This window comes from Streptococcus koreensis, from assembly GCF_003627135.1.
GTDB lineage: Bacteria > Bacillota > Bacilli > Lactobacillales > Streptococcaceae > Streptococcus > Streptococcus ilei.
The window spans coordinates 874528-898691 of sequence record NZ_CP032620.1 but is presented as its reverse complement, the minus strand read 5'-3'; the positions used below and the strand labels follow the sequence as shown (position 1 = coordinate 898691).

The window sequence follows — 24164 nt, the reverse complement described above, 5'->3', positions numbered from 1 at the left end:
AGTGAACTCACCGACATTCTGTTTATGATTATAGTTAGGAGAACTAGCCCATGTTTAATAGATTAACAACCGCTGTCTTTCAATCTATTTTAAAAAGGAGAGATACGAAGATCTTCTTATCCTTTTGTCTATTACCTATTCTTGTTCCATTTTTGGCAGGAAATATGGAAGATATGAAAACCGACTATACGAATAGTTTTTTATCTTTCTTTGATATCACTCTTTTAACACAGTATCGTTTAACAATCCCAGTACTCATTTTTTCGATCCTGATTTCTTCCGTTTTTAGAGATGAAATTGATAGTAAGATCATGTTTTTATACAAAGATATTAAGCGTTCTAAAATATTTAATGCTAAAATAATCGGACTCGTATTGATTTATCTAATCTATTTATTTGGAACTTTTTTTGCAACTTTCATTACCTATTATGGCATTATGTTGCCTAGATTTGGAGTTAATTCTAACTTCTTACCTTCAAGCTCTATTTTAGTTGAGAAATCTATCTTGTCGATTCTTTCTGTGGTTTTACTTAATCTTATAACAACCGTCATGGTTGCGATGGTTTCCATTAAATCTAAGACCTTAGTGGCTGTTTTAGTAGGAATCTTCTTCACTTTATTCGCCTTCACAGCTCCCTTACTGATTGGAGTAAGGTATGTGATTCCAACCACTTATGCAAATGCTTTACAAGCAGGTAAGTTTGGTTTAACGCTGTTAATCATCATTGGCTTGTCTTGCATTTACTTCTTACCTAGCTATTTCTCAGCTAGAAAGAATTTTGAAAGAATAGAGTTTTAAAAAGAGCAAGCTGACTCATTTATTATTTATAAAAATTGAAAGGAAACTAGATATGCTAAAAATCGAAAGTATTTCAAAAAAATTTGTTGGGAATGACTTTTATTCACTCAAAGACGTCAATATGGAAATCAATAAGGGGGAGATTGTCGGTTTGATTGGTAGAAATGGGGCAGGTAAATCGACACTCATGAAGTTGATGGCAAAATCACTAAAACCAACTTCTGGACTTATTACCTATAATGGGATCGATATTCATAGTAAAGACAATGTATTAACAGACTTTGGTATTATGATTGATCCAGTATTCTACCCAGAAATGTCCGTTATTGATAACTTAAAATTTTATCTACGTTTACATGGGAAAGAGGAACTTTTTTCAAATATTGAACCAACTCTAAAATTGGTAGAACTATGGGAAGCTAGAAATAGAAAACCAAAAGGATTTTCTTTTGGTATGAAGCAAAGGACAGCCTTGGCAATTGCTTTGGTTGCCGAACCAGACTTCCTTATTCTAGATGAACCATTCGTTGGACTAGATCCGATTGGTGTTCAGAAATTAATTGATATTTTGAAACAGTGGTCTAATGAGAGACAAATTTCAATGCTTATTTCTAGCCACCAATTAGGAGAGCTAGAAGCCTTGTGTGAACGTTATGTCTATATTGAGGCAGGGCAGTTAGCAGACGCTTTTGACGGTGCAGCTTGTCCTAGTTTGCTTGTGTACTTGAAGGAAACTAAGAATCTTGAAGGGATTCAGTCTTTATTAAGTGATGACGTCATTCTAGAAGGCAATGTTTTAGATATTTCCACAAAGATAACCTCTGAAGAGATTAATGAGATTTTTAAAACTTTAGGAAATCATGCCTTGATTGAGAAGATAGAGGTGAAAGAGAACCACCTAAAAGAGATCTTTACGAAAGGACAGTAATATGAAACAAATCTTACCTGCCATTTTCACATCTGTCTGGAAGCGTAAAGAAAGCAAGATTTACCTGCTATTCGTTTTATTTCCAGTTATCTTTCTTCTAGCTTCCTTTTTTGGAAAATCTAATTTCATGCAAATTTCCGTAATAGGAGACAATAGAGTAAGTGGGATAGCCTTTCTAGATATGATGATCAGTTCAGCAGATTCATTTATCTTACCTACTCTTGCAATCTATTTCTTGACAATTTCTGTCTTTAGACGAGAGATAGATGATCATACCATGTTTCTTTATAGAGATTTAAGCCGTAAGAACATATTTTTTTCAAAATATCTTAGTTTACTCTCAATCTTGGTACTTTTTTATATTCTATTTACTTGTGTTTCTACTACAGTCTATTTTACCAGGGTCGTTCAGTTTCCTTTTGCCTCGAATACCTTTTTTGATAATGATTTATCTATTACTTTATCAACCCTAGAGGATATTTTTGGAATCTTTTTAAAAGATATTTTTTCAGTAACTGTCGCTTCTGTGTTATGCCTTTATTTAAAAATAGGCTCAACCATAGTGGTTGCAATTATTTTAACAATTGCAAGCATGATGACTTCAATGATTGGCGGAGGCATTGCAATGCTTTTCCCGAATGGATATAACAGATTGCTTAATGACGACATTTTGTCCACTCCACAAGCATTTTTGGGAGCCCTGGGCATTACCCTCGTCTATGGCTTTATTCTCCTAATCATTGGTTATAAAAAGTTTCAAAATTTAGAGTTTTGATGTGACAGGACTTGACCTGCTGCCTATAATCTAATGACGTATACCTTGTCTACAATGTACGATTGAAAGATACAGGTTTCTCTTTATCATTAAAAAAAGATTGGAACATAGCTCCAATCTTTTTTTCTTAACTCAACTCAGCCACAATGGCCTTGATTTGGTCTGCGGTGTGCACACCTGCTACTTGTTTGACAACTTGCCCATCTTTTTTAAAGAGTAGGGTTGGGATGGACATAATGCCGAAAGCACGAGCTGTATTTGGATTTTCGTCCACATCCATTTTCAGGATTTTTAATTCATCTTCTGAAAGTTCTTGGGATAATTTTTCTAGGATAGGGGCTTGCATGCGACATGGACCACACCAGGTCGCCCAAAAGTCTACCAAGACCAATCCTTCTTTTGTTTCTGCTTCAAATGTTGCGTCTGTAATTGCTTTTACCATTTTCTTTCTCCTTTAGTTTTTGTATTGATCGAGGTCTTGCTTCATCAAATAGAAGAAGACATCTCCGTAAGTTCCGTTGTAATCGAGTTCGTGCCCATTATAAGTCAATTTTTGAACTGGATAGTAATCCGCCACACCAATCAAGCAGGTCTGTTGAGAGCGTTCAAACTCTTCATAAGAATCAAAATGCATGACTCTTTCTTGTTTTGCACCATCTAGATATGTAATTTCAATCATATCAGTAACCTCTATTTCTTAAGATACACCCATTGTAACTCTGTTTATTACATCTGTCAAATGAAACGATTTACTTAGAATGATGAATCTTATTCGAAAAAAGACAATAAAAAAGAGGCTGGGCCAAAAGTCCTAGCCTCTCAATTGTCTTTGGATTGTCGAGCAAGACACAGTGGTTGAGTGGGCTCTACTACGCTGATTTCATCAGCTTTTACAGCCCTACTCAACTGTGCGGAGGTGGGACGACGAAATCGAATTCTAACGAATTACCGATTTCTGTCCAACTCTCTCCATTCTTGCTGGATAAAACGGTTCTAGACAAGGCACCGAGCCGAAGATAATATTGAAATTCTAGTAAAAAAAGAAAAGCTACTCTACAATAGAGTAACTTAACTTTTTTGTATTCAATCGAACACGGCCTAAGCACTTGGCAAAAAAGATAAAATTTCCTAGAAACTGAGGTTTCTTCGTCAATTTTCCTATTTTTGCTTTGTGCTTTTGACGGCCTTTGTATCTTGAATTAACGACGAAGGCCAAGAGAGTTGATCAACTCACGGTAACGGTTAACGTCGTTCTTACGAAGGTAAGCCAACAAGTTACGACGGCGACCGATTTTCTTCATCAAACCACGGTAAGTTGCGTGGTCTTTTTTGTGTTGTTTGATGTGGTCGTTCAAGTGGTTGATTTCCCAAGTAAGGACAGCAACTTGAACTTCTACTGAACCAGTGTCACCTTCGTGACGTGCGTATTGTGCAATGATTTCATTTTTTTTCTCTTTTGAGATTGCCATGATAAGCTCCTTTTCTTTATGCTCTATCCGAGTGGCAGGTTTGGCATATCCTGCTACCAAGAAAGAGTTAGTTGTCTATTCGACCTATCCATTCTATCAAGATTTCATCTTTCTGTCAAACACTTATGCTCCCTTCAAAAACAGAAATACGCTTCTTTGAATCATTTATTCTAGAAGCCCTTTAACAGAAAAAGACAAGAATCTTTTCAGATCATTGTCTTAGAATAGAGACAAATTTTTTTACATAAAAAAGTTAGATAATTACCCGAAAATGACTTTTATTTTTAGCCATTTAAGAAGATCAAAACTTTCCGCTGTGAGAAAAATGCCTGAAACATAATTGTTTCAGGCATTCGGAATTATTGAGACCTTAGGCTCAATAATTAGTCATGGAACTTTGATGAAGTTCGCTGACGTCTGTACTCACCTAAGGAAAATTTTTCAGAAGACTTTATCTTCAATCTGAGACAATTATCTTTTCAGATCATTGTCTTATTTATATTGTAGTTGTTAGTCAGCTTTCCGTTTACCACTTAACAGCATCGCTGCACCAACAAGAGCTAACAGAGCACTTACTCCGAACAAGCCATAAGAAGTGGCTTCACCAGTTGATGGAAGAATTTTTCTCTTTCCTTCTGTTGGTGTAGTTGGAGTTCCTGGTTTCTCCGATGTGCTTGGTGTGGTGGTCGATGGAGTCGTAGATGCTGGTGGAGGTGTAGTCGTAGACGGTGGCGGGGTTGTCGGTGGTGTATGACGGTTGGTTACCGTAAAACCATCGATAGTTGCTGTATACCCTGCTACTGGATCCTCTGTAATCGTGTAGACAATCTTCTTGCCTTCCTTGTATACTGGTAGATCCGTAAAGCTTGCCTGCCAATTGTCAGTAGCGGTGATTTCTTTTACGGCCACTTCTTGACCATCCGCAAGCAGACGAACTGTTACCTTATCTGGTCGAAGGCCATCTTTATTTTCCTTATCATCCCAGACTTTCTTGACAGCTACTTCTGTCACTTCTGGTGTACGGCTATTGGTAATATTCGTTCCTTCAACACTTGTTTCATACCCTGCAACAGGTTCTTCTGAAACTGTGTAGGCAATGAGATTACCAGCATCGTCAACAAGATCAAGATTGTCGAACTGATAGAGCCAATTGCCTTCCGCATCTGGTTTCACTTCTTTAGAAGCTACTTTTACACCGTTCGCTAAAAGATTGATGGTGATGGCTGATGGGCGTTTACCATCATGATTGTCATTGTCATTCCAGGTTTTCTGACCAGAAATGCTAGTTTTTTCTTTTTTGTTGATGACTTCACGCGAAATCGCAAGGTCATTTCCAAAATCTTCTTTGCTGATCTTAATTGGCTCTTCTGAGAGGACGTATCCTGTCGGAGCTTGAATCTCTTGAACAGTATAAGCTTGCTTGATCAAGCCAGCAACGGTTCCTGTACCCTTCTCATCTGTGGTAATGGTTCCGACTTGCTCACCAGTGTCATCTGCTGTCACAGTAAAGACAGCACCTGCAAGTGCTTGACCATTTTCTCCTTTTTTATGGATTGTGAAGGAATATTTCTCACCATTGAAGGCTCCTTCAAAGAATTGGTATAGAATATCTGCTTCTTTGTGTTGCTCTTTGACTTCTGTGGCAGTCATCGTCGCATTGTTTTTATATTCTGTATTGATGGCTGGGACCTTGTCCAAATAGACATCATAGCGAATGGTCATCCCTTGCTCAGGAGCTAGATCCCCGATATGAACAGTTAAAAAACGACCGTCCTCACTGACAACCGGAGAATAATGGCTGGTTACATTTGTGGTATCCCGCAAATGATAGGCACCATCTTCGTCACTGATCTTCCAAGTTCCTGTATGGATATTAACTGAATCTACCTTGATTTTACCATCTGTAAAGGCTAATTGGTCCTTAATATCAATATTATGGAGGGCAGTGTGACCTTGATTGATGTTCAAGGTATAAGTCAATTTCAATTTATCGCCTGAGTTTGTCCAGCCCCATTTGCTAAAGACCTCTGGAGTTGGAGGATACTCACCTGGATTGACTCCTTTATAATCAACCTTTCCACCTGAAATGACTGTTTTATCAACTGAAAGCGTAAAATCAAGTGTTGTATTTCCCTTAATCACGGAGTGGTCTACACGAGCAAAGAAACGCAACTTCCCTGTTACATTGGCCATTTTTTCAGGATAGTCTGTATAGGTCACCGTGATGACTTTTCGTTGATCATCTACTGTCGCAGTTGCAACTTTTTGGCCAGTTGGATCCAATAGGTCAATGGTATCTGTTTCAAAAACCTTAAAACCATCTCCAAGTTGGATGACTGTTTGATCGCCTGCTTTTACACGACCATTCGGTAAAACAAAGTTTGCTTCAACATTGAAACTTTCCCAAACACCGAGTGGTTCTGTTAAGTCACCGCCAGTCGCTTTAGAGATGTTCACAGAGCTTACAACATCATTGATCGTATCGGCATGTGCTTTAGTAACCCCATTGGGTTTAGCAAATCCTAAAGCTGCTAATAAAAACAAGGCAACTGTTGTCACAACAGCATAGAGCCACTTTTTCATAAACGATTTTTCTCCTTTTTACGTTTAGTAGATAAGTCCAGCCAGTAACGAAGATGATGCCCTATTACAGATTTTCACAAAACCTATCTTTTCTCATTATAGTTGATTTGCTTTGATAGTACAAGCAATTTTATATATTTTTTGTCTGTAACGTTCATTTTTTTGACACAAACAAAAAACTAGCTCCCTGTATCCTCAGTTTGCTAGCTTTCCCTTTGTTTATAATGGGATTCCAAAGACCTCTAAAAAAGCCAATTCAGAGGGCTGGAGCCTACGCCACTGCCCCAATTTGAGAGCGGGATCTAGACTCAATGGACCCATGGAAATCCGCTCGAGATCGGTGACTTCCTTGCCACAAGCTGCGACCATGCGCTTGACCTGATGGAATTTTCCTTCAGCGATGCGGATCTGAACCAAGCAACTATCGGCTTCTCGATCAACCTCCAGAATTTCCAAATCAGCTGGCAGGGTAGTGAAATCCTTCAATTCTATTCCTTCTTTGAAGCGGACGACATCTTCCTGGGTCATGATTCCAGCCACTTGAGCACGGTAGACCTTGTCCACATGCTTCTTGGGCGATAGCATGGCATGAGCCAGCTTACCATTATTGGTCAAGAGGAGTAAGCCATGAGTATCGATATCCAGCCGTCCGACAGGAAAGACTTCCTTGCGTCTCGCTGTATCATCTAGCAAATCTAAGACTGTTTGATGGTGGTCGTCTTCCGTTGCTGAAATGACCCCCTTGGGTTTATTGAGCAGATAGTAAACAAACTCTTCATGGAATAAACTTTCTCCCAGATAGCTCACTTGGTCTTTATCTGGATCAATGTGAACCTTGGCAGATGTCTCCACCTTCCCATTGACTTGAATTTTTTTCTGCTTGAGGACTTGCTTGACTTCTGTTCGGCTTCCCACTCCACAGTCCACTAAATATTTATCTAGACGCATGCTTATCTCCTTCATTCTTCTTATCATTATACCATGAACTGGCCTAAGATTCTTTCCTTTCCTAGTTTACAGCCCGTCTAGTCCATCAGCACCCCTCAATCAATTGGGAAACTTTCATTCTAGAAGGAATTATGATATGATGGTTTCTAGAAAAAAGGAGTGAATGAGAACATGTCTGCAATTGAAACCATTACAAAAGCTGCCCATCTAATTGATATGAATGATATTATCCGCGAAGGCCATCCGACTTTAAGAGCTATCGCAGAAGAGGTCACTTTCCCACTGTCAGATCAAGAGATCATTCTTGGGGAAAAAATGATGCAGTTCTTACACCATTCACAGGATCCTGTCATGGCGGAAAAATTGGGTCTTCGAGGAGGAGTTGGACTCGCTGCCCCTCAATTAGACATTTCTAAACGCATCATTGCTGTCCTCGTCCCAAACCCAGAGGATGAAGAAGGAAATCCTCCAAAAGAAGCATACTCCATCCAAGAAGTCATGTACAATCCTAAAATTGTCTCCCACTCAGTCCAAGATGCGGCTCTCGGAGACGGAGAAGGTTGTCTCTCTGTAGACCGTAATGTTCCCGGTTATGTGGTCCGCCACGCGCGCGTGACGGTGGACTACTTTGACAAAACAGGAGAAAAACACCGCATCAAACTCAAAGGCTACAACTCCATCGTCGTTCAACATGAGATTGACCACATCAATGGGGTCATGTTCTACGATCGGATTAATCCAAAAGATCCTTTTGCTGTTAAAGAGGGTATGCTCATTTTAGAATAAAAAAAAGACCGATGGGTCTTTTTTTATTAGGGTGTGACAGAAAAAGTTGTTGGAATCTCAATCCCATTTTGTAAGAGGGCATCATGATAGAGTTTATAATAAAGATGGTAAATGGCCACTTGGCTCCCCGACTGGACCATCATAGCGACGCGGAAGGAATAGCGACCCGTTCCCTTTTCGATTTGAGGTCCTAAAATCGTTGGACCATCTAAGATTTCTGGATGTTTCTGTGCCTGTTCATCGTTGACTTGCTGGAATATTTGATAAATCTTATCGAGATCAGTTTGAGCAGAAATCGGCATATCAATTAAGACGCGCTGGTTGCCCCGAGAGAGATTGCTGACAACCATAATATTGCGATTGGGGATAAAATGCAAGGTCCCATCTGCATCTCTCACCTGGGTTGTCCGAATGCCGACACTCGACACTGTCCCAGCGATGGTAATCGGACCATTCGTCACTCGAACAGTATCTCCAACATCCAATTGGCGCTCAAGGAGAATAAAGAAACCATTGACCAAATCCGATAAGAAGCCTTGAGCTCCCATCCCAATGGCAACTCCTGCAATTCCCGCTCCAGCTAAGAGACTAGAAACAGGTAAGCCGAGGATGGAAAGAATCCAGTAAATGAGGATGAAATAAAGGCAGTAAGTTAACAGACTTTCTACCAAACGCAAAATCGTTTTCTTCCGAGCGTCATCTTGTCCTACATAGTTCAAAGATGGTTTTAAAATCCGTTTCACCAAGCTACGAAGTAGTTTTTTTGCAAGTAAAAATAAGATAAATAAAATAGCTAAGGAAATCAATTTCGAAACCAATTCATCCATGATTTTGGTCCAATCAAACTGACTGACATAGCGAGAAAAAATATTCTTCATACCTTCTATCAATCTCCTTCTCTCTTTTTCTAATGGTTTGATTATATCAGATTTTAGGCTATAGAACCAGCACCCTTATTTAAATAACCATTGATTTTGCGCCCTTTCTATCGTATAATGGACGATAAACTTTCGAAAAAGGAGGTCCTTATGGTTAAACGGCTCATTCAAACTTGGAACAAAACCAACCTTATGAAGCGGATTGCAATTGGAATCTTCGTTGGAGCTCTCTTAGCTTTGCTTCTTCCTCAAGCATCTGCAATTGGTCTATTAGGGGAAATCTTTGTAGGTGGCTTGCGGGCAATTGCTCCTCTTTTAGTTTTCGCCCTTGTCGCTAACGCCCTCTCCCAACACCAAAAGGGAACCCAAACCAATATGAAATCAGTCATTGTCCTCTACCTCCTGGGAACTTTTGCGGCAGCCTTGGTAGCGGTCCTGGTTAACTATCTCTTCCCTATTACCATTTCTTTAACGGGAACTAGTGCTGAAGGAACTTCTCCCGATGGACTAGGGGAAGTCATCAGTAACTTTCTCTTAAAAATTGTAGACAATCCCCTCAACGCCCTTATTCAGGCCAATTATATCGGGATTTTATCCTGGGCCGTAGTCTTTGGTGTTGCTATGAGAGAAGCTAGCGAGCACAGCAAGGATCTCCTGCAAACCCTAGCAGATATTACTTCCAAGATCGTCGAATGGATTATTAACCTAGCTCCATTTGGAATTCTAGGCTTGGTCTATACGACGATTGCTGGACAAGGCTTTGATGGACTCAAGAGCTATGGGCTCCTCTTACTTCTCTTAGTTGGCACCATGTCCTTCGTTGCTCTCGTCATCAACCCGATTTTTGTCTACATCATGATTCGCAAAAATCCTTATCCACTAGTCTTTAAATGTCTACGAGTGAGTGGATTAACTGCCTTCTTTACTAGAAGTTCCGCTGCTAACATCCCTGTCAACATGAAACTTTGTAAGGAACTAGGTCTCAATCCCGATACTTACTCAGTTTCTATCCCTCTGGGATCTACTATTAATATGGCCGGAGCTACCGTCACTATTAACACCTTGACCCTAGCTGCTGTCAATACCTTAGGCATTCAGGTCGACTTTGGGACTGCCCTGGTCCTCAGTATCGTTGCAGCCGTCTCAGCCTGTGGGGCTTCTGGAGTAGCTGGTGGTTCCCTCCTCTTGATTCCTGTCGCCTGCAGCCTCTTTGGTATCGACAATGATATTGCTATGCAAGTAGTCAGCGTGGGCTTCATTATTGGTGTCATCCAAGATTCTTGTGAAACAGCCCTCAACTCATCAACAGACGTCCTCTTTACAGCTATTTCTGAAATGAAAGATTGGCCCAAAGAAAAACGCTATTAATTCAGAAAAACCAGATCACACGATCTGGTCTTTTTCTTTTTTCATAAAGTAGCTTTTGCTTTCCCTAAACATCGGAGGCGAAAGAGCGAATAAAGCAATTAGATGATATTTACGTTTTCAGAAGTTTCCATGAAAATTCCCCAGCAATCCCCAACTAGTCACTCAAAGAGAAACGGTTGGTCATCAAGTTGCTTGCATCTAATAAGACCTTATCCAACAAGCGATCCGTCGCTTCTTGAATCTGATCACTCATGGCTTGATTTTCTTTTTCAAAGTCAACGATATCCCCTGTTGCCAAGGCTTGATCCACTCGTCCAATCCGGGCATGTCCAAGGGCCATAGTGCTTTCTTGGTAATCTTCTAAATCTCCAACATGATGACTATAGTGGGCATCTGCTAAACCAGCAATAATCCGATTGGTCCAATAGAAGGAATCCGTTGTCACTTTTTCTGTCGTGTTAGCAAAATAATCCGGTGTCGTATCTACCTGTGTAAAGAAAGGAACGGCCGTATTGAAAGGCATAGATCCATAGCAAAGCCATTGAATGCCGGTTGTTTCTTGTGGACGATTTGGCCGCAATTGGAGAATCGCAGTCTGGCTAGTCCGGTTGATGCCAATGGTACGGAAGGTCCGACGACTATGAGTATCCCCTTCTGAACCATAGGGGTCATAAACTGAATCCTGATAGTGACTGCTAAGGACATATTTGACATCTTCAATCGTAATCTTGCGATAAGGTTTTTGACACCAAGGAAGGAAGAAGGAACGAGGATCTTGCTCTACTTCTGGGTTGAGGAAACGTTGAATATCCCAAGCACGTGGTGTGTTGTAATGACGGTCCTTGTCTCGTTGGCTACCAAAAGCATAACGAGGGTTAAAGGACGAACCATCGAAATCCAAGGCCAAGTGGTGACGTTCCACGAAATCTTTCAAGTCTGGATCACATAAAAACTCTTCCGGACGATCAAACTCAAAGCGATCACTTCCCAATTGATTGGGATTGGTCACATAGGCATCGTCAGGTACACGGCGGGCCATCCAGTGATGACCTCCGATGGTTTCCAACCACCAGATTTCATTGACATCGCTGATAGCCACTCCATTAGACTCATAAGTCCCGTATTCCTCTAGGAGTTTCCCCAAGCGTAGTACGCCCTCACGAGCAGTCTGGACATAAGGAAGAACTAAAGTCAACATGTCTTCCTCTCCAATGCCACTTTCCACCAGAGGGTCCGCCCCCAGGACTCGGCTATTGGTCGTAATGGTCTCTGTCTCACTCATGGCTACATTGTAACGATTGATCCCTGCTTCTCCCCAGATACCATCTTTTGGAATGGCATCCGGAACTGCTGTGTAACGAACAGGATTGTCGGGCAGGTCTATCTCAAAACGAGATAAGACTGACCGATAATGACGGGGTTGATCCTCTGGTTGAACGACGATAAATTTCTTAGGGGTAAACACTCCATTTTGAGAGTCTTCCGTGCGAGCTACAATTGTTGAACCATCATAACTGGCATCTTTTCCGACTAGAATGGTGGTGCAAGAATCTGACGAACGATTAGGGGTCATAAGCTTTCCTACTTTCCGTTTAAACTGACTGTATTATAGCAAAAAGCGTGCCTGATGGAAAGGCACGACTGACTCTTTGCTTATTTAAAAGTAACAATTGTTGCTCCGCTTCCTCCTGCATTTTGAGGAGCGTATTCAAAACTTTTCACATGCTTATTGCGACGAAGGTACTTGGTGACCCCTTCCCGGATGACCCCCGTTCCAATTCCGTGGATGATATCGACTTGGGCCATATTGTTGAGAAGGGCTTGGTCGATAAAGCTGTCTAATTCTTCCATAGCTTCCTCATATCGTTTGCCACGAAGGTCCAAGCGAGCCCGAGGCCCATTCGTGTTTGAACGTTTGACCACGTGGACCTGACGTTTTTTCGGTTGAAAAACGTCCTTTTCAGCTTTCAGGAGATTAAATTCTTTTTCTTCCAAGATCATTTTTATTAGTCCCACTTGGGCTTCCCAACGACCATCCTTGAGCTGCTTGGTAAGACTTCCTCTTTGCCCATAGCTGATCACCAAGATCTCATCTCCTACTTTTGGAGCACGGGCTTTTTTAGCCTGTTTCAAGACCTTGTTTTTCGATAGGTCGACCGTTTCTGGAGCCAATTTCTTCAACTGAGACTTGGCTTCAATAATTTCATGGGGCTTCAGTTGCGATTTGGCATGGAGACCTTGTAAGATCTGGTCGCTTTCTGCTAGAGCCAAATCTACAATTTCTTGCGCTTCTTTACGAGCCTTGTTGAGCTCTGTCTCCCGCTCTCGGGTCAATTCATTGTACAATTTCTTGAGGACGCGGTTGAATTTCAGATTTTCCTGTTCGACATCTCGAATGGACTCGAGGCGTTTGCGACTTTCCAAGGTCTGTGCTTCCAATTTTTCAATGATACGGTTGACATCCCGATCCTGATTGGTCATTCCTTGCGCGTGATTCACGATCACTTCTGACAAGCCTAGGCGACGCGCGATTTCAAAGGCATTGGAGCGCCCCGGAACCCCCTGCATAAAGCGATAAGTTGGTCGTAAGGTATCAGTATCAAATTCCATGCTGGCATTCTGGACACCAAGGGTCTCAATCCCATAGGCCTTGAGCTCTGGATAGTGAGTGGTTGCCATGGTCTTGATCCCTCGCAACCGGAGATCTTCTAGAATAGCGATAGCTAGCGAGGCCCCTTCCTGAGGATCCGTTCCGGCCCCCAACTCATCTAGCAAGACCAAGGATTCCTCATCGACCTGCTCTAAAATAGAAACAATATTGGTCATGTGACTGGAGAAGGTGGAAAGGCTTTGCTCGATCGATTGCTCATCCCCAATATCTGAGAAGATTTCTGTAAAGACAGCCACCTTGCTCCCAGACTCCGCTAGGATAGGCAGCCCTGACTGGGCCATTAATTGGGCTAGTCCCAAGGTTTTCAGCATGATGGTCTTCCCACCCGTATTAGGTCCTGTAATCACAATCTCTGTGAGGTCTTTTCCGAAGTGGACATCATTGGGAACAGCCTTCTCAATCAAGGGATGGCGAACCTGCAAGAGCTGAATTTCACCTTGATCTGACAAGGCTGGAATGGTCCCTTTTCGATCCTGTAAAAAGCGATGTTTGGCACGAACGAGGTCAATATGACCAATTAGCCAAGCATTGTTCCGGATTTCCCCCGCATGAGGACGAAGAAGGTTTGAAATTTCTTCCAATATCCGAAGCATCTCAAAGCGTTCATCCGCACGATGGTTAGCAATCTCTTCATTGAGATTGACGACCGCTCGAGGTTCGATATAGACGGTATTTCCACTAGCTGAAATATCATGCACCACACCGGCAATCCGATTACGGTAAGTGTTTTTAACCGGCAAGACATTTCGCCCATTTCTGCTAGCAATGATCTGATCAGCCAGCATTTCTGACTTGGTCTTCAGCAATTCTTGGAGAATGTCTCTTACTTGGTGTTCATTCTCTTGAATACGCCGACGAATTTTGGCCAAGGTTTCACTGGCAAAGTTTTCAATAAATCCAGCCTCATTAATGGCATGTAGACTTCCCTGCAACTGTGGAAGATCGACTAGATTTTCAAAAATTCGATCCAGTTTTTCCAAGCGGACATTTTCTAATTCATCATAAAAATTTCGCAATTCATGGGTCACGCGCAAGACTTTCTTCACCGCTAATAATTCATCAATATTGAGCGATGTTTCTAGTTCTAAACGTTTGGTCACTGGACGAATTTCTTGGATGGTGGGCACGCTAAAGTGCGGATGCTCCACAAATATCTGAGCCATATCCGCCATCTCAAGAAAGGCGGTTTCAATTGCTTCTTTTTTTGCAAGCGGGGCTAATTCCTGCAACTCTACTTCACCCTGCTCCGTTTGCAAATAGGGCTCTACTAAGTTTTTGACTTTTTGAAACTCTAAAGTTTCGAGAATTTTTTGATTCATGTTTCTCCACAACAGAAAAGGAGGCTGATTTTGGTCTGAGCCTCCCCTTCCTTTCTATAATATCTCTCATGAACTTTACACATGATGAGAAGTGATTACGCACCTAAGATTTTTACAACCCAAAGTTGTTTCAAGAGGCCTGCTGTAAGGGGACTATACTGCACCATAAATCGAATGAGGAAACTTCCATGGAGTCGATCTTGAATGGCTGCCATGGGGATTGTTGATAGAATTGTGAATCCCATTTGCAGAACAAAGTAGGTCACCAGGACAGCTAAAACACCACTGGCGATCTGAAACGGAAACTCCTCCCATTTTTCAGGCGTTGGAATCAAGGGAATAAAGAGTCCAATCACTCGACCAATCGCATAGACCAAAACAAACAAGATGAAATAAGCCAAACCAGCGTAAAAAACTTTGTCTAAGTGAAAGAGTTGGTCTGCACCATAAAAATAGGATTTTGAAGCTTGTGTTGCACTCGAAAATGGAATCCATAGACTAATGGTTTTTGCCAAGGACTGATAGCCTGAGCCTGCGACCAACATGGCCACCATCATGGTTAAAAAATAATATCCTTGAAGCAAAAATCCTCGTGAATACCCAATATAAAAACTCCAAGCTAGGATGAATAAAATCAGGATTGAAAACATGCAACTCCCCTTAATTAGATGATCTACCGACCAGGCCATCTAGGGCCTTGCGACGAAAATCTTCCAATTCTTTTTCCTTATCGTCAAACTCAATCTCACGACTTAATTGTGTTGATAAACTATTGATTGCTAATAAAATGGCCAGAGTCTCATCATCAGCAGCTGGCATTTGTTCTTTAATCGCTTCATATTTTTCCTTCGCGACCCGTTCAACTTCTTCCATGAAGAGATTATCATGATTGGTTGTGAGAGTCAGCGATTTATTACCGAAAGTAAATTTGTATCTATTTAAGCTGGACATAAAAAATCACCTCACGATATTATATCAAAATCTAGCCCGCTTGTCAGTAGGAAAATCCCCTTCCCATAGGAAATACTGGAGGTACTAGGGCCACGGTTTAACTTTTTTCGACCCAAGCGTGATACAATAGAGAAAGTAGGAAAGGACGTGTAAAATGACTATCTATGATTTCACTGTAATCGCCCAAGATGGGAGCCCCTTCTCCCTAGAAGCTTATCGAGGCCAAGTACTCCTCATCGTCAATACAGCAACAAGTTGTGGCCTGACCCCTCAATACCAGGGATTGCAAGAGCTCTATGAGCGCTACCATGACCAAGGTTTTGAAATCCTGGACTTTCCATGCAATCAGTTTATGGGCCAAGCGCCGGGGAGCGCAGAAGAAATTAATCAATTTTGTAGCCTCCATTATCAAACCAGCTTCCCTCGCTTCGCCAAAATAAAAGTCAATGGGAAAGAAGCCAGCCCCCTCTACCAATGGTTAAAAGAACAGGCTAGCGGTCCCTTGGGTTCCCGCATTGAATGGAATTTCGCCAAATTCTTGATTAATCGCCAAGGCCAGGTCGTCCACCGCTTCTCTTCAAAAACCGATCCTCAAGCAATTGAAGCAAGCCTAAAAGAAGTTCTTTCAGACTAAACTCAGCTGGTCTTTTTCTGGCCTTTCATCTAGCTTTTATGATACAATAAGGACTATGGAAACAATTACATTGTCCCCTCAAAATGAGGATATCCAAGCATTTGTTGGTCAGTACCAAGACCATCTGGCACCTTCAAAAAATCCATATATCCGTTATTTTTTTAAGGCACCTGGTGCAACAATTTCGATTTACACATCAGGAAAAGTTGTCCTACAAGGTAGTCAGGCGACGCGCTATGCAGAGTTCTTCGGTTACCAACAAGATCCGATAGACCAAGCACAGGCCGGACAAGACTTCCCCTTAATCGGAACAGACGAAGTCGGAAACGGCTCTTACTTTGGAGGGCTTGCTGTAGTGGCTTCACTGGTCAGCCCGGACCAACATGCCCGCTTAAAAAGTCTAGGAGTTGGGGACTCTAAGACCCTGGATGATCGAAAAATTCGAGCTCTCGCACCGATTCTCAAAAAAGAAATCCCACATCAGGCCTTACTGCTGACACCTAAAAAATACAATCAGGTCATCGCCTCTGGCTACAATGCGGTTTCTGTCAAGGTCGCTCTCCACAATCAGGCTATTTTTTTGCTCTTGCAACAAGGGGCAAAAGCTCAAAAAATTGTGGTCGATGCCTTTACGACCAAGAAAAACTATGATCGCTATGTTCAGGCAGAAGCGAATCAGGTCCCACAAGTCGTCACCCTAGAAGAGAAGGCCGAAGGAAAATACCTGGCGGTCGCTGTGAGTTCCATTATTGCTCGTGACCTCTTCCTCCAAAATCTGGAAGACTTGAGTCAAGAACTAGGCTATACCCTTCCTAGTGGGGCTGGTACTCCCTCAGATAAGGTTGCTGCTCAACTATTACAGGCCTATGGCATTCAAGCCCTTGACTACAGTGCCAAACTTCACTTTAAAAATACAGAAAAAGCAAAAAAATTGATAGAAAGATAAGTCATGAAACGTTCAAAAAAATCAAATAATCCAGTCCGTTCTTTCCTGAAAGAATGGGCGCTCTTTGGCCTCATTATTGGAGCCATTATTCTCTCGCGTATTTATCTGTGGACTCCCGTACGTGTCGATGGCCATTCTATGGATCCAACCTTGGCAGACAGTGAATACCTTCTTGTTATCAATAAACTACCTATCGACCGTTTTGATATCGTAGTCGCTAGTGAAACAGAAAATGGAAAAACCAAAGAAATCGTTAAACGAGTCATTGGACTCCCTGGCGAAACAATTGAGTACAAAAACGATGTCCTCTATATCAACGGCAAAGAAACTGACGAGCCCTACTTGAAAGAATACATTCAAAAATTCAAAGAGGATAAATTACAGTCAACCTATTCTGGAAAAGGGTTCGAAGAAAATGGAGAGCTCTTCCGCCAAATGGCACAGATAGCCGAAGCTTTCACCGTTGATAAAGACGGAAGTGCGACCTTCACGAAAAAGCTCTTGGATGACGAGTATCTACTCCTTGGTGATGATCGCATCGTTTCAAAAGATAGCCGACAGGTTGGGGCTTTCAAGAAGGATCAAATCAAAGGAGAAGCCGTTCTTCGCCTCTGGCCACTCCTTCCATTCCAGACTTATTAACCCATGATGAGAGTGGGACAGAAATCGGTCATTCGTTAGAATTCGATTTCGTCGTCCCACCTCCGCACAGTTGAGTAGGGCTGTAAAAGCTGATGAAATCAGCGTAGTAGAGCCCAATCAACCACTGCGTCTTGCTCGACAATCCAAAGACAATTGAGAGGCTAGGATTTTGTCCCAGCCTCTTTCAATATCTTTTTGAGAGATAACCTCTCTCTGATTACTACTTAAAAGGAAACTCTGCATGGAATACTATTTCTCAGGAACCATTGAGCGGGTCATTTTTGAAAATCAAAGTAGTTTTTTCCGTATCTTATTGTTGGATATCAATGATACAGATGCAGAGGACTATGATGACTTTGAAATTATCGTCACTGGAACAATGGCGGATATCGTCGAAGGAGAAGATTATACCTTCTGGGGAGAACTGGTCCATCATCCGAAATATGGCCAACAGTTGCAAATGACTCGCTATGAACGAGCCAAACCCACTAGCAAAGGCTTGGTTAAATACTTTTCTAGTGACCATTTTAAAGGAATTGGACTCAAAACCGCCCAAAAGATCGTGGATCTCTATGGTGAGGATACCATTGATAAAATCCTTCAAGCACCTGAAAAGCTGGCCTCTATCTCCGGACTTTCTAAAAAGAATCGCGAGGCCTTTGTCGAAAAACTACAGCTCAATTATGGTACGGAACGGGTCCTCGCCCAACTTGCTAACTATGGCATCCCCAATAAACTAGCCTTCCAAATCCAAGATTTCTACAAGGAAGAAACCTTGCAAATCGTCGAATCGGCTCCCTATCAACTGGTCGAAGATATTCAAGGAATGGGCTTTAAGATTGCCGATCAACTAGCAGAAGAATTAGGGATTGCCAGTGATGCACCTGAACGTTTCCGAGCTGGGCTTGTCCATAGTCTTTTGACCCTCTCATTAGAAACAGGGGACACCTACGTTGAAGCCAAAGAATTGCTCCAGGCCACCATCCAACTCTTAGAAGCATCCCGGCCCGTCGAGCTAGATCCAGCCAGCATTGCCCAAGAATTGGCCGGCCTCATCGAAGAAGACAAGGTGCAAAACATTGACACTAAGATTTTCAACAACAGCCTCTTCTTTGCAGAAGAAGGGATCCGAAGCCATATCGGTCGCCTACTAGAAAAAGGAAAGCAAGAATCTTTCGAGCTAGAAAAAATCGAGGAAACAATCAAACAGATTGAAAAAGAGCTTGCTATCCACTACGATCCCATACAACGGAAGGCCATCCAAGAAGCGATCCAGCAGAAAGTCTTTGTACTAACAGGTGGACCAGGAACAGGAAAGACAACCGTTATCAATGGGATTATCGGAACCTACGCTCGCCTGCACCAATTGGACCTTCGGAAGAAATCTCAATTACCAATTCTCTTAGCGGCTCCAACCGGTCGAGCAGCCCGCCGGATGAGTGAACTAACTGCTCTTCCTAGTGCAACCATCCATCGCCATTTGGGAATGACGGGAGACGACGACACGAGTCACTTGGACGATTATTTAGATGCTGACTTCATCATTGTCGATGAATTTTCTATGGTGGATACTTGGTTAGCCAATCAGCTTCTCAGCAATATCTCCTCCAATACTAAACTCTTAATTGTTGGTGATGCCGATCAACTTCCTTCTGTGAGTCCTGGACAAGTCTTGTCCGATCTCTTACAGATCCCAAGCATCCCTCAAGTCAAATTGGAACACATCTTCCGTCAAAGCGAGGATTCAACCATCGTCACTTTGGCCAGCCAGATTCGAAAAGGTCACCTGCCTCCTGACTTCACGGAGAAAAAGCCGGATCGTTCCTACTTTGAAGCGCCGAGCGAGCTCGTCGCCCCCATGATTGAAAAAATCACCAGCGCTGCCCTTCGCAACGGCATCCCGGCCCGGGACATCCAAGTCCTTGCTCCTATGTATCGCGGTTCTGCAGGTATTGATCAAATAAACAGCCTCATGCAAGAGCTTCTCAATCCATTAGAAACAGATGCTCTATTCTTTCAAGCGCTGGATTGCCAGTATCGAAATGGTGACAAGGTCATCCACTTAGTCAACGATGCTGAGAGCAATGTTTTTAACGGAGATATTGGTTACATCACCGACCTCTTACCGGCTAAATATACCGAATCCAAGCAAGATGAACTCACCATTCAATTCGACGGCAATGAATTGGTCTACCCACGCAATGAATGGTACAAGATTCGCCTGGCCTATGCCATGAGCATCCACAAGTCTCAGGGGAGCGAATTCCCTGTGGTCATTCTTCCCTTGACCAATCAGAGTCGACGGATGCTTCAACGCAATCTGATCTACACGGCCATTACTCGTTCCAAGAGCAAGCTCATCCTCCTGGGAGAATACACTGCATTTCACTTTGCGACACAGAATACTGGTACTGCTCGCAAAACCTATCTGATTGAACGCTTTTCTGATGTGCCTCCTCAGCGTACAGACTCTTCCTCACAGAGCCCTGTCCATCTGGAAGAGCCCGCTAAAAAAACAGAGCCCCAGAGCAAGCTCGTCTCAGTTGAAAACCACTCTGACTCATCTGATTCCCAACTTTCTCAACAAGGCTACCGATTAACAGAAGACAATTACTTAAGCATTGATCCCATGATCGGACTCACAGAGGAAGAGATTCAACATTTCTTCAAAAACTAGTTAAAAATTCCCCGTAGGGCAAGTATACCTACGGGGTTTCTTCTATTAAAGATCCTTCATACGATTCCTGAGACTCAGAAGAAAAATTAGTGAGGGTCAATCCTAAGAGGCGAATACCTGATGGGTTGGCCTCCAGACTCTGATAGAGCTCCTGGGCCACTCTTTGAATGACTTCTGGATCTCTGGTTGCTTCTTCTAAACTTCGTCTTTTAGTCAAGGTTGAAAAATCTGCATAACGAATCTTGAGAACCAAGGTCTTACCAATTTTCTGATGCTTGGTCAAACTGTTCGCCACCTTTTCAGATAGGTTTGCTAGTTCTTTTAGCACATCATCTTCTGCCACCAGCAATTTTCGATAGGTGCGTTCTTTTCCAATAGACTTGCGAATGCGATTGCTCTTGACAGGACTGTTATGGATCCCCCTGGCCTTTCGATAGAGGTCAAAACCAAAGCGACCAAAGTGATCGATTAGAGTCATTTCTGGAACTTCTAAGAGATCTGCTCCCGTATAAATTCCCAAATCATGTAGTCGCTCTACCGTCCTTTTCCCCACGCCATGAAACTTAGCTACGTCCAGCTGACTCAAAAACTCTTGAGCCTGCTCGGGTAAGATGACAGTCAGGCCCCGAGGCTTCTGGTAATCACTGGCGATTTTTGCTAGAAACTTATTGTAGGAAACTCCAGCAGAAGCGGTTAAGTGCAATTCGTTCCAAATGTCATGCTGAATCAAGCGGGCTATTTTGACAGCAGAATGAATACCAAGCTTATTATTGGTCACATCCAAATAGGCTTCGTCGATGCTCATGGGCTCAATTAGATCAGTATAGCGTTTGAAAATTTCTCTGACTTGGAGACCAACTGCTTGATACTTCTCGTAGTTGCCAGGGATGAAAACGGCCTGAGGACACCGTTCATAGGCTTCTTTGGAACTCATCGCCGAATGGACGCCATATTTTCTAGCCTCATAATTGCAGGTCGATACCACGCCTCGTCCGCCAGACAAACGGGGATCATGTCCGATGATGACCGGCTTTCCCTTTAATTGGGGATTGTCGCGTTCTTCAACGGACGCAAAAAAGGCATCCATATCCATATGAATAATCTTACGGCTCGTATCATTTACTAAAGGAAATATGAGCATAGGCAACCTCCTTTTTCATTATATCTCTATTAACGATTTTTTCCTACTAATTCCCACTTTTCTCAAGGCAAAAATATAATACAGTTTATTCAAAACTCCTGCTCTGTATTATAAAAGAATACATTATCTTTTTGTTATTCCCTTTGTGAAACCGATTTCTATGTGGTATACTACTATTGTAAGTGCAACAGATTTGTTGCTAGAAAGATATAAGAGGATTTAAACATGGTTGTTAAAACAGTTGTTGAAGCACAAGACATTTTTGACAAAGCCTGGGAAGGCTTCCAAGGGGAAGACTGGAAAGAAAGAGCCAGCGTCTCACGCTTTGTACAAGCTAACTACACTCCTTATGATGGAGATGAAAGCTTCCTAGCTGGACCAACTGAACGTTCTCTTCACATCAAGAAGATTGTTGAAGAAACAAAAGCGCACTACGAAGAAACTCGTTTCCCATACGATACTCGTCCAACATCTATCGCTGATATTGCAGCTGGATACATCGACAAAGAAAACGAACTCATCTTCGGTATCCAAAACGATGAGTTGTTCAAATTGAACTTCATGCCTCGTGGTGGTATCCGTATGGCGGAAACTACTTTGAAAGAAAATGGATATGAGCCAGATCCAGCTGTGCATGAAATCTTCACTAAATATGTAACAACAGTTAACGACGGTATCTTCCGTGCTTATACTACAAACATCCGTCGTGCACGTCACGCTCACACTGTAACTGGTCTTCCAGATGCATACTCACGTGGACGTATCATCGGGGTTTATGCTCGTTTGGCCCTTTATGGAGCTGACTACTTGATGGCTGAAAAAGCAAACGACTGGAACGCGATTACTGAAATCGATGAAGAAACAATCCGTCTTCGTGAAGAAGTAAACCTTCAATACCAAGCACTTCAAGAAGTTGTTAAATTGGGTGACCTTTATGGTGTAGACGTACGTCGTCCTGCCTTCGATACAAAAGAAGCAATCCAATGGACAAACATCGCCTTCATGGCTGTCTGCCGTGTGATCAACGGTGCTGCTACTTCTCTTGGACGTGTGCCAATCGTTTTGGATATCTACGCTGAACGTGACTTGGCTCGTGGTACTTACACTGAATCTGAAATCCAAGAATTCGTTGACGATTTCGTTATGAAATTGCGTACTGTTAAATTTGCTCGTACAAAAGCTTACGACCAATTGTACTCAGGTGACCCAACCTTCATCACAACTTCTATGGCTGGTATGGGTAACGACGGACGTCACCGTGTTACTAAGATGGACTACCGTTTCTTGAACACTTTGGACAACATCGGTAACTCTCCAGAACCAAACTTGACAGTTCTTTGGACTGACAAATTGCCATATAGCTTCCGTCGCTACTGTATGCACATGAGCCACAAACACTCTTCTATCCAATACGAAGGTGTAACAACAATGGCCAAAGACGGATACGGTGAAATGAGCTGTATCTCATGTTGTGTATCTCCACTTGACCCAGAAAACGAAGAACAACGTCACAACATCCAGTACTTCGGTGCTCGTGTAAACGTGCTTAAAGCTCTTCTTACTGGTTTGAACGGTGGTTACGACGATGTTCATAAAGACTACAAAGTATTTGACATCGAACCAATCCGCGACGAAGTTCTTGAATTCGAATCAGTTAAAGCAAACTTCGAAAAATCACTTGACTGGTTGACTGACACTTATGTAGATGCTTTGAACATCATCCACTACATGACTGATAAGTACAACTATGAAGCAGTTCAAATGGCCTTCTTGCCAACTCACCAACGCGCTAACATGGGATTCGGTATCTGTGGATTTGCTAACACTGTTGATACATTGTCAGCTATCAAGTACGCTACAGTTAAACCAATCCGTGACGAAAATGGCTACATCTACGATTACGAAACAATCGGTGAATACCCACGTTGGGGTGAAGATGACCCACGTTCTAACGAATTGGCAGAATGGTTGATCGAAGCTTACACTACTCGTCTTCGCAGCCACAAACTTTACAAGAACGCTGAAGCGACAGTTTCACTTCTTACTATCACTTCTAACGTTGCTTACTCTAAACAAACTGGTAACTCTCCAGTCCACAAAGGGGTATACCTCAACGAAGATGGTTCTGTGAACTTGTCTAAATTGGAATTCTTCTCGCCAGGTGCTAACCCATCTAACAAAGCGAAAGGTGGATGGTTGCAAAACTTAAACTCACTTGCTAGCCTTGACTTTGGTTATGCAGCTGACGGTATCTCATTGACAACTCAAGTATCACCTCGTGCTCTTGGTAAAACTCGTGACGAACAAGTTGATAACTTAGTAACAATCCTTGATGGTTACTTTGAAAACGGTGGACAACACGTTAACTTGAACGTTATGGACTTGAACGATGTTTACGAAAAAATCATGAGCGGTGAAGATGTTATCGTACGTATCTCTGGATACTGTGTAAACACCAAATACCTCACTCCAGAACAAAAAACTGAATTGACACAACGTGTCTTCCACGAAGTTCTTTCAATGGATGATGCATTGAGCTAAGATTCAAATAGATCTTTCAAACCAGTCGGAAACGGCTGGTTTTTTCTTGTCCTATCTTGACTAAATCTGTGGCAACTCTAGTACAAATCAGCGAATTTTTGATATAA

General features: G+C 42.3%; 21 protein-coding genes. 10 read left to right on the top strand and 11 right to left on the bottom strand.

Annotation, left to right across the window (positions count from 1 at the left end; translation table 11 throughout):
* The first annotated feature begins 50 nt into the window (after positions 1-50).
* Genes D7D50_RS04600 through D7D50_RS04590 form a run of 3 tightly spaced genes read left to right on the top strand, consistent with a single transcriptional unit; the run spans position 51 to position 2503 of the window.
* Positions 51-800: an amino acid transporter gene (locus tag D7D50_RS04600; RefSeq protein ID WP_120701611.1), complete on the top strand. Its 750-nt coding sequence runs from the start codon at positions 51-53 to the stop codon at positions 798-800.
* Between the two features lie 52 nt (positions 801-852).
* A complete protein-coding gene (locus D7D50_RS04595; protein WP_120701610.1) occupies positions 853-1728 on the top strand; it encodes an ABC transporter ATP-binding protein in 876 nt (291 codons plus the stop codon).
* A gap of 1 nt (position 1729) precedes the next feature.
* A complete protein-coding gene (locus tag D7D50_RS04590) occupies positions 1730-2503 on the top strand; it encodes a hypothetical protein (protein WP_120701609.1) in 774 nt (257 codons plus the stop codon).
* 127 nt (positions 2504-2630) lie between these two features.
* Here the strand turns inward: D7D50_RS04590 and trxA are convergent, their stop codons facing one another.
* The 5 genes from trxA to D7D50_RS04565 form a co-directional block, all read right to left on the bottom strand.
* A complete protein-coding gene (gene trxA / locus D7D50_RS04585) occupies positions 2631-2945 on the bottom strand; it encodes a thioredoxin (RefSeq protein ID WP_023024416.1) in 315 nt (104 codons plus the stop codon).
* Positions 2946-2957: 12 nt separating this feature from the next.
* Positions 2958-3182 (bottom strand): DUF4649 family protein, encoded by a 225-nt coding sequence (locus tag D7D50_RS04580; RefSeq protein WP_023024418.1) that lies wholly within the window; start codon positions 3180-3182, stop codon positions 2958-2960.
* Between the two features lie 520 nt (positions 3183-3702).
* Entirely contained in the window at positions 3703-3972 is a 270-nt protein-coding gene (rpsO, locus tag D7D50_RS04575) for a 30S ribosomal protein S15 (RefSeq protein WP_004193424.1), read from the bottom strand.
* A 510-nt stretch (positions 3973-4482) separates the two neighbouring features.
* Positions 4483-6555, bottom strand: a complete 2073-nt coding sequence (locus D7D50_RS04570) for a Cna B-type domain-containing protein (protein WP_120701608.1) — start codon at positions 6553-6555, stop codon at positions 4483-4485.
* A 219-nt stretch (positions 6556-6774) separates the two neighbouring features.
* Complete coding sequence (locus D7D50_RS04565; protein ID WP_120701607.1) at positions 6775-7503, bottom strand: pseudouridine synthase; 729 nt, start codon at positions 7501-7503, stop codon at positions 6775-6777.
* A 171-nt stretch (positions 7504-7674) separates the two neighbouring features.
* Between D7D50_RS04565 and def the strand changes: the two genes are divergently transcribed.
* Positions 7675-8289 carry a peptide deformylase gene (def, locus tag D7D50_RS04560; protein WP_120701606.1) on the top strand — a complete coding sequence of 205 codons (615 nt, stop codon included), beginning with the start codon at positions 7675-7677 and terminating at the stop codon, positions 8287-8289.
* A gap of 26 nt (positions 8290-8315) precedes the next feature.
* On the opposite strand, the gene D7D50_RS04555 is transcribed toward def, so the two are convergent.
* On the bottom strand, positions 8316-9167 hold the full coding sequence (locus D7D50_RS04555; protein WP_120701605.1) for a mechanosensitive ion channel family protein: 852 nt from the start codon (positions 9165-9167) through the stop codon (positions 8316-8318).
* 150 nt (positions 9168-9317) lie between these two features.
* On the opposite strand from D7D50_RS04555, the gene sstT reads away from it, so the two are divergent.
* Complete coding sequence (sstT, locus tag D7D50_RS04550) at positions 9318-10535, top strand: serine/threonine transporter SstT (RefSeq protein ID WP_120701604.1); 1218 nt, start codon at positions 9318-9320, stop codon at positions 10533-10535.
* Positions 10536-10689: 154 nt separating this feature from the next.
* On the opposite strand, the gene D7D50_RS04545 is transcribed toward sstT, so the two are convergent.
* The 4 genes from D7D50_RS04545 to D7D50_RS04530 all read right to left on the bottom strand — a co-directional run bounded on the left by D7D50_RS04545 (position 10690) and on the right by D7D50_RS04530 (position 15476).
* Positions 10690-12108: a C69 family dipeptidase gene (locus D7D50_RS04545; protein ID WP_120701603.1), complete on the bottom strand. Its 1419-nt coding sequence runs from the start codon at positions 12106-12108 to the stop codon at positions 10690-10692.
* A gap of 80 nt (positions 12109-12188) precedes the next feature.
* Complete coding sequence (locus D7D50_RS04540; RefSeq protein ID WP_120701602.1) at positions 12189-14525, bottom strand: endonuclease MutS2; 2337 nt, start codon at positions 14523-14525, stop codon at positions 12189-12191.
* Between the two features lie 95 nt (positions 14526-14620).
* Positions 14621-15175, bottom strand: a complete 555-nt coding sequence (locus D7D50_RS04535; RefSeq protein ID WP_120701601.1) for a CvpA family protein — start codon at positions 15173-15175, stop codon at positions 14621-14623.
* A 10-nt stretch (positions 15176-15185) separates the two neighbouring features.
* Positions 15186-15476 carry a cell division protein ZapA gene (locus D7D50_RS04530; protein ID WP_023024429.1) on the bottom strand — a complete coding sequence of 97 codons (291 nt, stop codon included), beginning with the start codon at positions 15474-15476 and terminating at the stop codon, positions 15186-15188.
* Positions 15477-15630: 154 nt separating this feature from the next.
* Between D7D50_RS04530 and D7D50_RS04525 the strand changes: the two genes are divergently transcribed.
* From D7D50_RS04525 to recD2, 4 genes are all read left to right on the top strand, one after another.
* Positions 15631-16110, top strand: coding sequence for a glutathione peroxidase (locus tag D7D50_RS04525; RefSeq protein ID WP_120701600.1), 480 nt, complete (start codon positions 15631-15633; stop codon positions 16108-16110).
* A gap of 55 nt (positions 16111-16165) precedes the next feature.
* Positions 16166-17056: a ribonuclease HIII gene (gene rnhC / locus D7D50_RS04520; protein WP_120701599.1), complete on the top strand. Its 891-nt coding sequence runs from the start codon at positions 16166-16168 to the stop codon at positions 17054-17056.
* Between the two features lie 3 nt (positions 17057-17059).
* On the top strand, positions 17060-17698 hold the full coding sequence (gene lepB / locus D7D50_RS04515; RefSeq protein WP_120701598.1) for a signal peptidase I: 639 nt from the start codon (positions 17060-17062) through the stop codon (positions 17696-17698).
* 241 nt (positions 17699-17939) lie between these two features.
* Positions 17940-20375, top strand: a complete 2436-nt coding sequence (gene recD2, locus D7D50_RS04505) for an SF1B family DNA helicase RecD2 (protein ID WP_120701597.1) — start codon at positions 17940-17942, stop codon at positions 20373-20375.
* A gap of 28 nt (positions 20376-20403) precedes the next feature.
* Here the strand turns inward: recD2 and dinB are convergent, their stop codons facing one another.
* Positions 20404-21516, bottom strand: a complete 1113-nt coding sequence (gene dinB / locus D7D50_RS04500; protein ID WP_120701596.1) for a DNA polymerase IV — start codon at positions 21514-21516, stop codon at positions 20404-20406.
* A gap of 225 nt (positions 21517-21741) precedes the next feature.
* On the opposite strand from dinB, the gene pflB reads away from it, so the two are divergent.
* On the top strand, positions 21742-24057 hold the full coding sequence (gene pflB, locus D7D50_RS04495; RefSeq protein WP_120701595.1) for a formate C-acetyltransferase: 2316 nt from the start codon (positions 21742-21744) through the stop codon (positions 24055-24057).
* Positions 24058-24164 lie beyond the last annotated feature (107 nt).

What these genes read in the sequence shown, in the direction of transcription:
- D7D50_RS04600 (WP_120701611.1), top strand. Translation starts at nt 51, where the DNA reads ATGTTTAATAGATTAACAACCGCTGTCTTTCAATCTATTTTAAAAAGG.
- D7D50_RS04595 (WP_120701610.1), top strand. Translation starts at nt 853, where the DNA reads ATGCTAAAAATCGAAAGTATTTCAAAAAAATTTGTTGGGAATGACTTT.
- D7D50_RS04590 (WP_120701609.1), top strand. Translation starts at nt 1,730, where the DNA reads ATGAAACAAATCTTACCTGCCATTTTCACATCTGTCTGGAAGCGTAAA.
- trxA (WP_023024416.1), bottom strand. Translation starts at nt 2,945, where the DNA reads ATGGTAAAAGCAATTACAGACGCAACATTTGAAGCAGAAACAAAAGAA.
- D7D50_RS04580 (WP_023024418.1), bottom strand. Translation starts at nt 3,182, where the DNA reads ATGATTGAAATTACATATCTAGATGGTGCAAAACAAGAAAGAGTCATG.
- rpsO (WP_004193424.1), bottom strand. Translation starts at nt 3,972, where the DNA reads ATGGCAATCTCAAAAGAGAAAAAAAATGAAATCATTGCACAATACGCA.
- D7D50_RS04570 (WP_120701608.1), bottom strand. Translation starts at nt 6,555, where the DNA reads ATGAAAAAGTGGCTCTATGCTGTTGTGACAACAGTTGCCTTGTTTTTA.
- D7D50_RS04565 (WP_120701607.1), bottom strand. Translation starts at nt 7,503, where the DNA reads ATGCGTCTAGATAAATATTTAGTGGACTGTGGAGTGGGAAGCCGAACA.
- def (WP_120701606.1), top strand. Translation starts at nt 7,675, where the DNA reads ATGTCTGCAATTGAAACCATTACAAAAGCTGCCCATCTAATTGATATG.
- D7D50_RS04555 (WP_120701605.1), bottom strand. Translation starts at nt 9,167, where the DNA reads ATGAAGAATATTTTTTCTCGCTATGTCAGTCAGTTTGATTGGACCAAA.
- sstT (WP_120701604.1), top strand. Translation starts at nt 9,318, where the DNA reads ATGGTTAAACGGCTCATTCAAACTTGGAACAAAACCAACCTTATGAAG.
- D7D50_RS04545 (WP_120701603.1), bottom strand. Translation starts at nt 12,108, where the DNA reads ATGACCCCTAATCGTTCGTCAGATTCTTGCACCACCATTCTAGTCGGA.
- D7D50_RS04540 (WP_120701602.1), bottom strand. Translation starts at nt 14,525, where the DNA reads ATGAATCAAAAAATTCTCGAAACTTTAGAGTTTCAAAAAGTCAAAAAC.
- D7D50_RS04535 (WP_120701601.1), bottom strand. Translation starts at nt 15,175, where the DNA reads ATGTTTTCAATCCTGATTTTATTCATCCTAGCTTGGAGTTTTTATATT.
- D7D50_RS04530 (WP_023024429.1), bottom strand. Translation starts at nt 15,476, where the DNA reads ATGTCCAGCTTAAATAGATACAAATTTACTTTCGGTAATAAATCGCTG.
- D7D50_RS04525 (WP_120701600.1), top strand. Translation starts at nt 15,631, where the DNA reads ATGACTATCTATGATTTCACTGTAATCGCCCAAGATGGGAGCCCCTTC.
- rnhC (WP_120701599.1), top strand. Translation starts at nt 16,166, where the DNA reads ATGGAAACAATTACATTGTCCCCTCAAAATGAGGATATCCAAGCATTT.
- lepB (WP_120701598.1), top strand. Translation starts at nt 17,060, where the DNA reads ATGAAACGTTCAAAAAAATCAAATAATCCAGTCCGTTCTTTCCTGAAA.
- recD2 (WP_120701597.1), top strand. Translation starts at nt 17,940, where the DNA reads ATGGAATACTATTTCTCAGGAACCATTGAGCGGGTCATTTTTGAAAAT.
- dinB (WP_120701596.1), bottom strand. Translation starts at nt 21,516, where the DNA reads ATGCTCATATTTCCTTTAGTAAATGATACGAGCCGTAAGATTATTCAT.
- pflB (WP_120701595.1), top strand. Translation starts at nt 21,742, where the DNA reads ATGGTTGTTAAAACAGTTGTTGAAGCACAAGACATTTTTGACAAAGCC.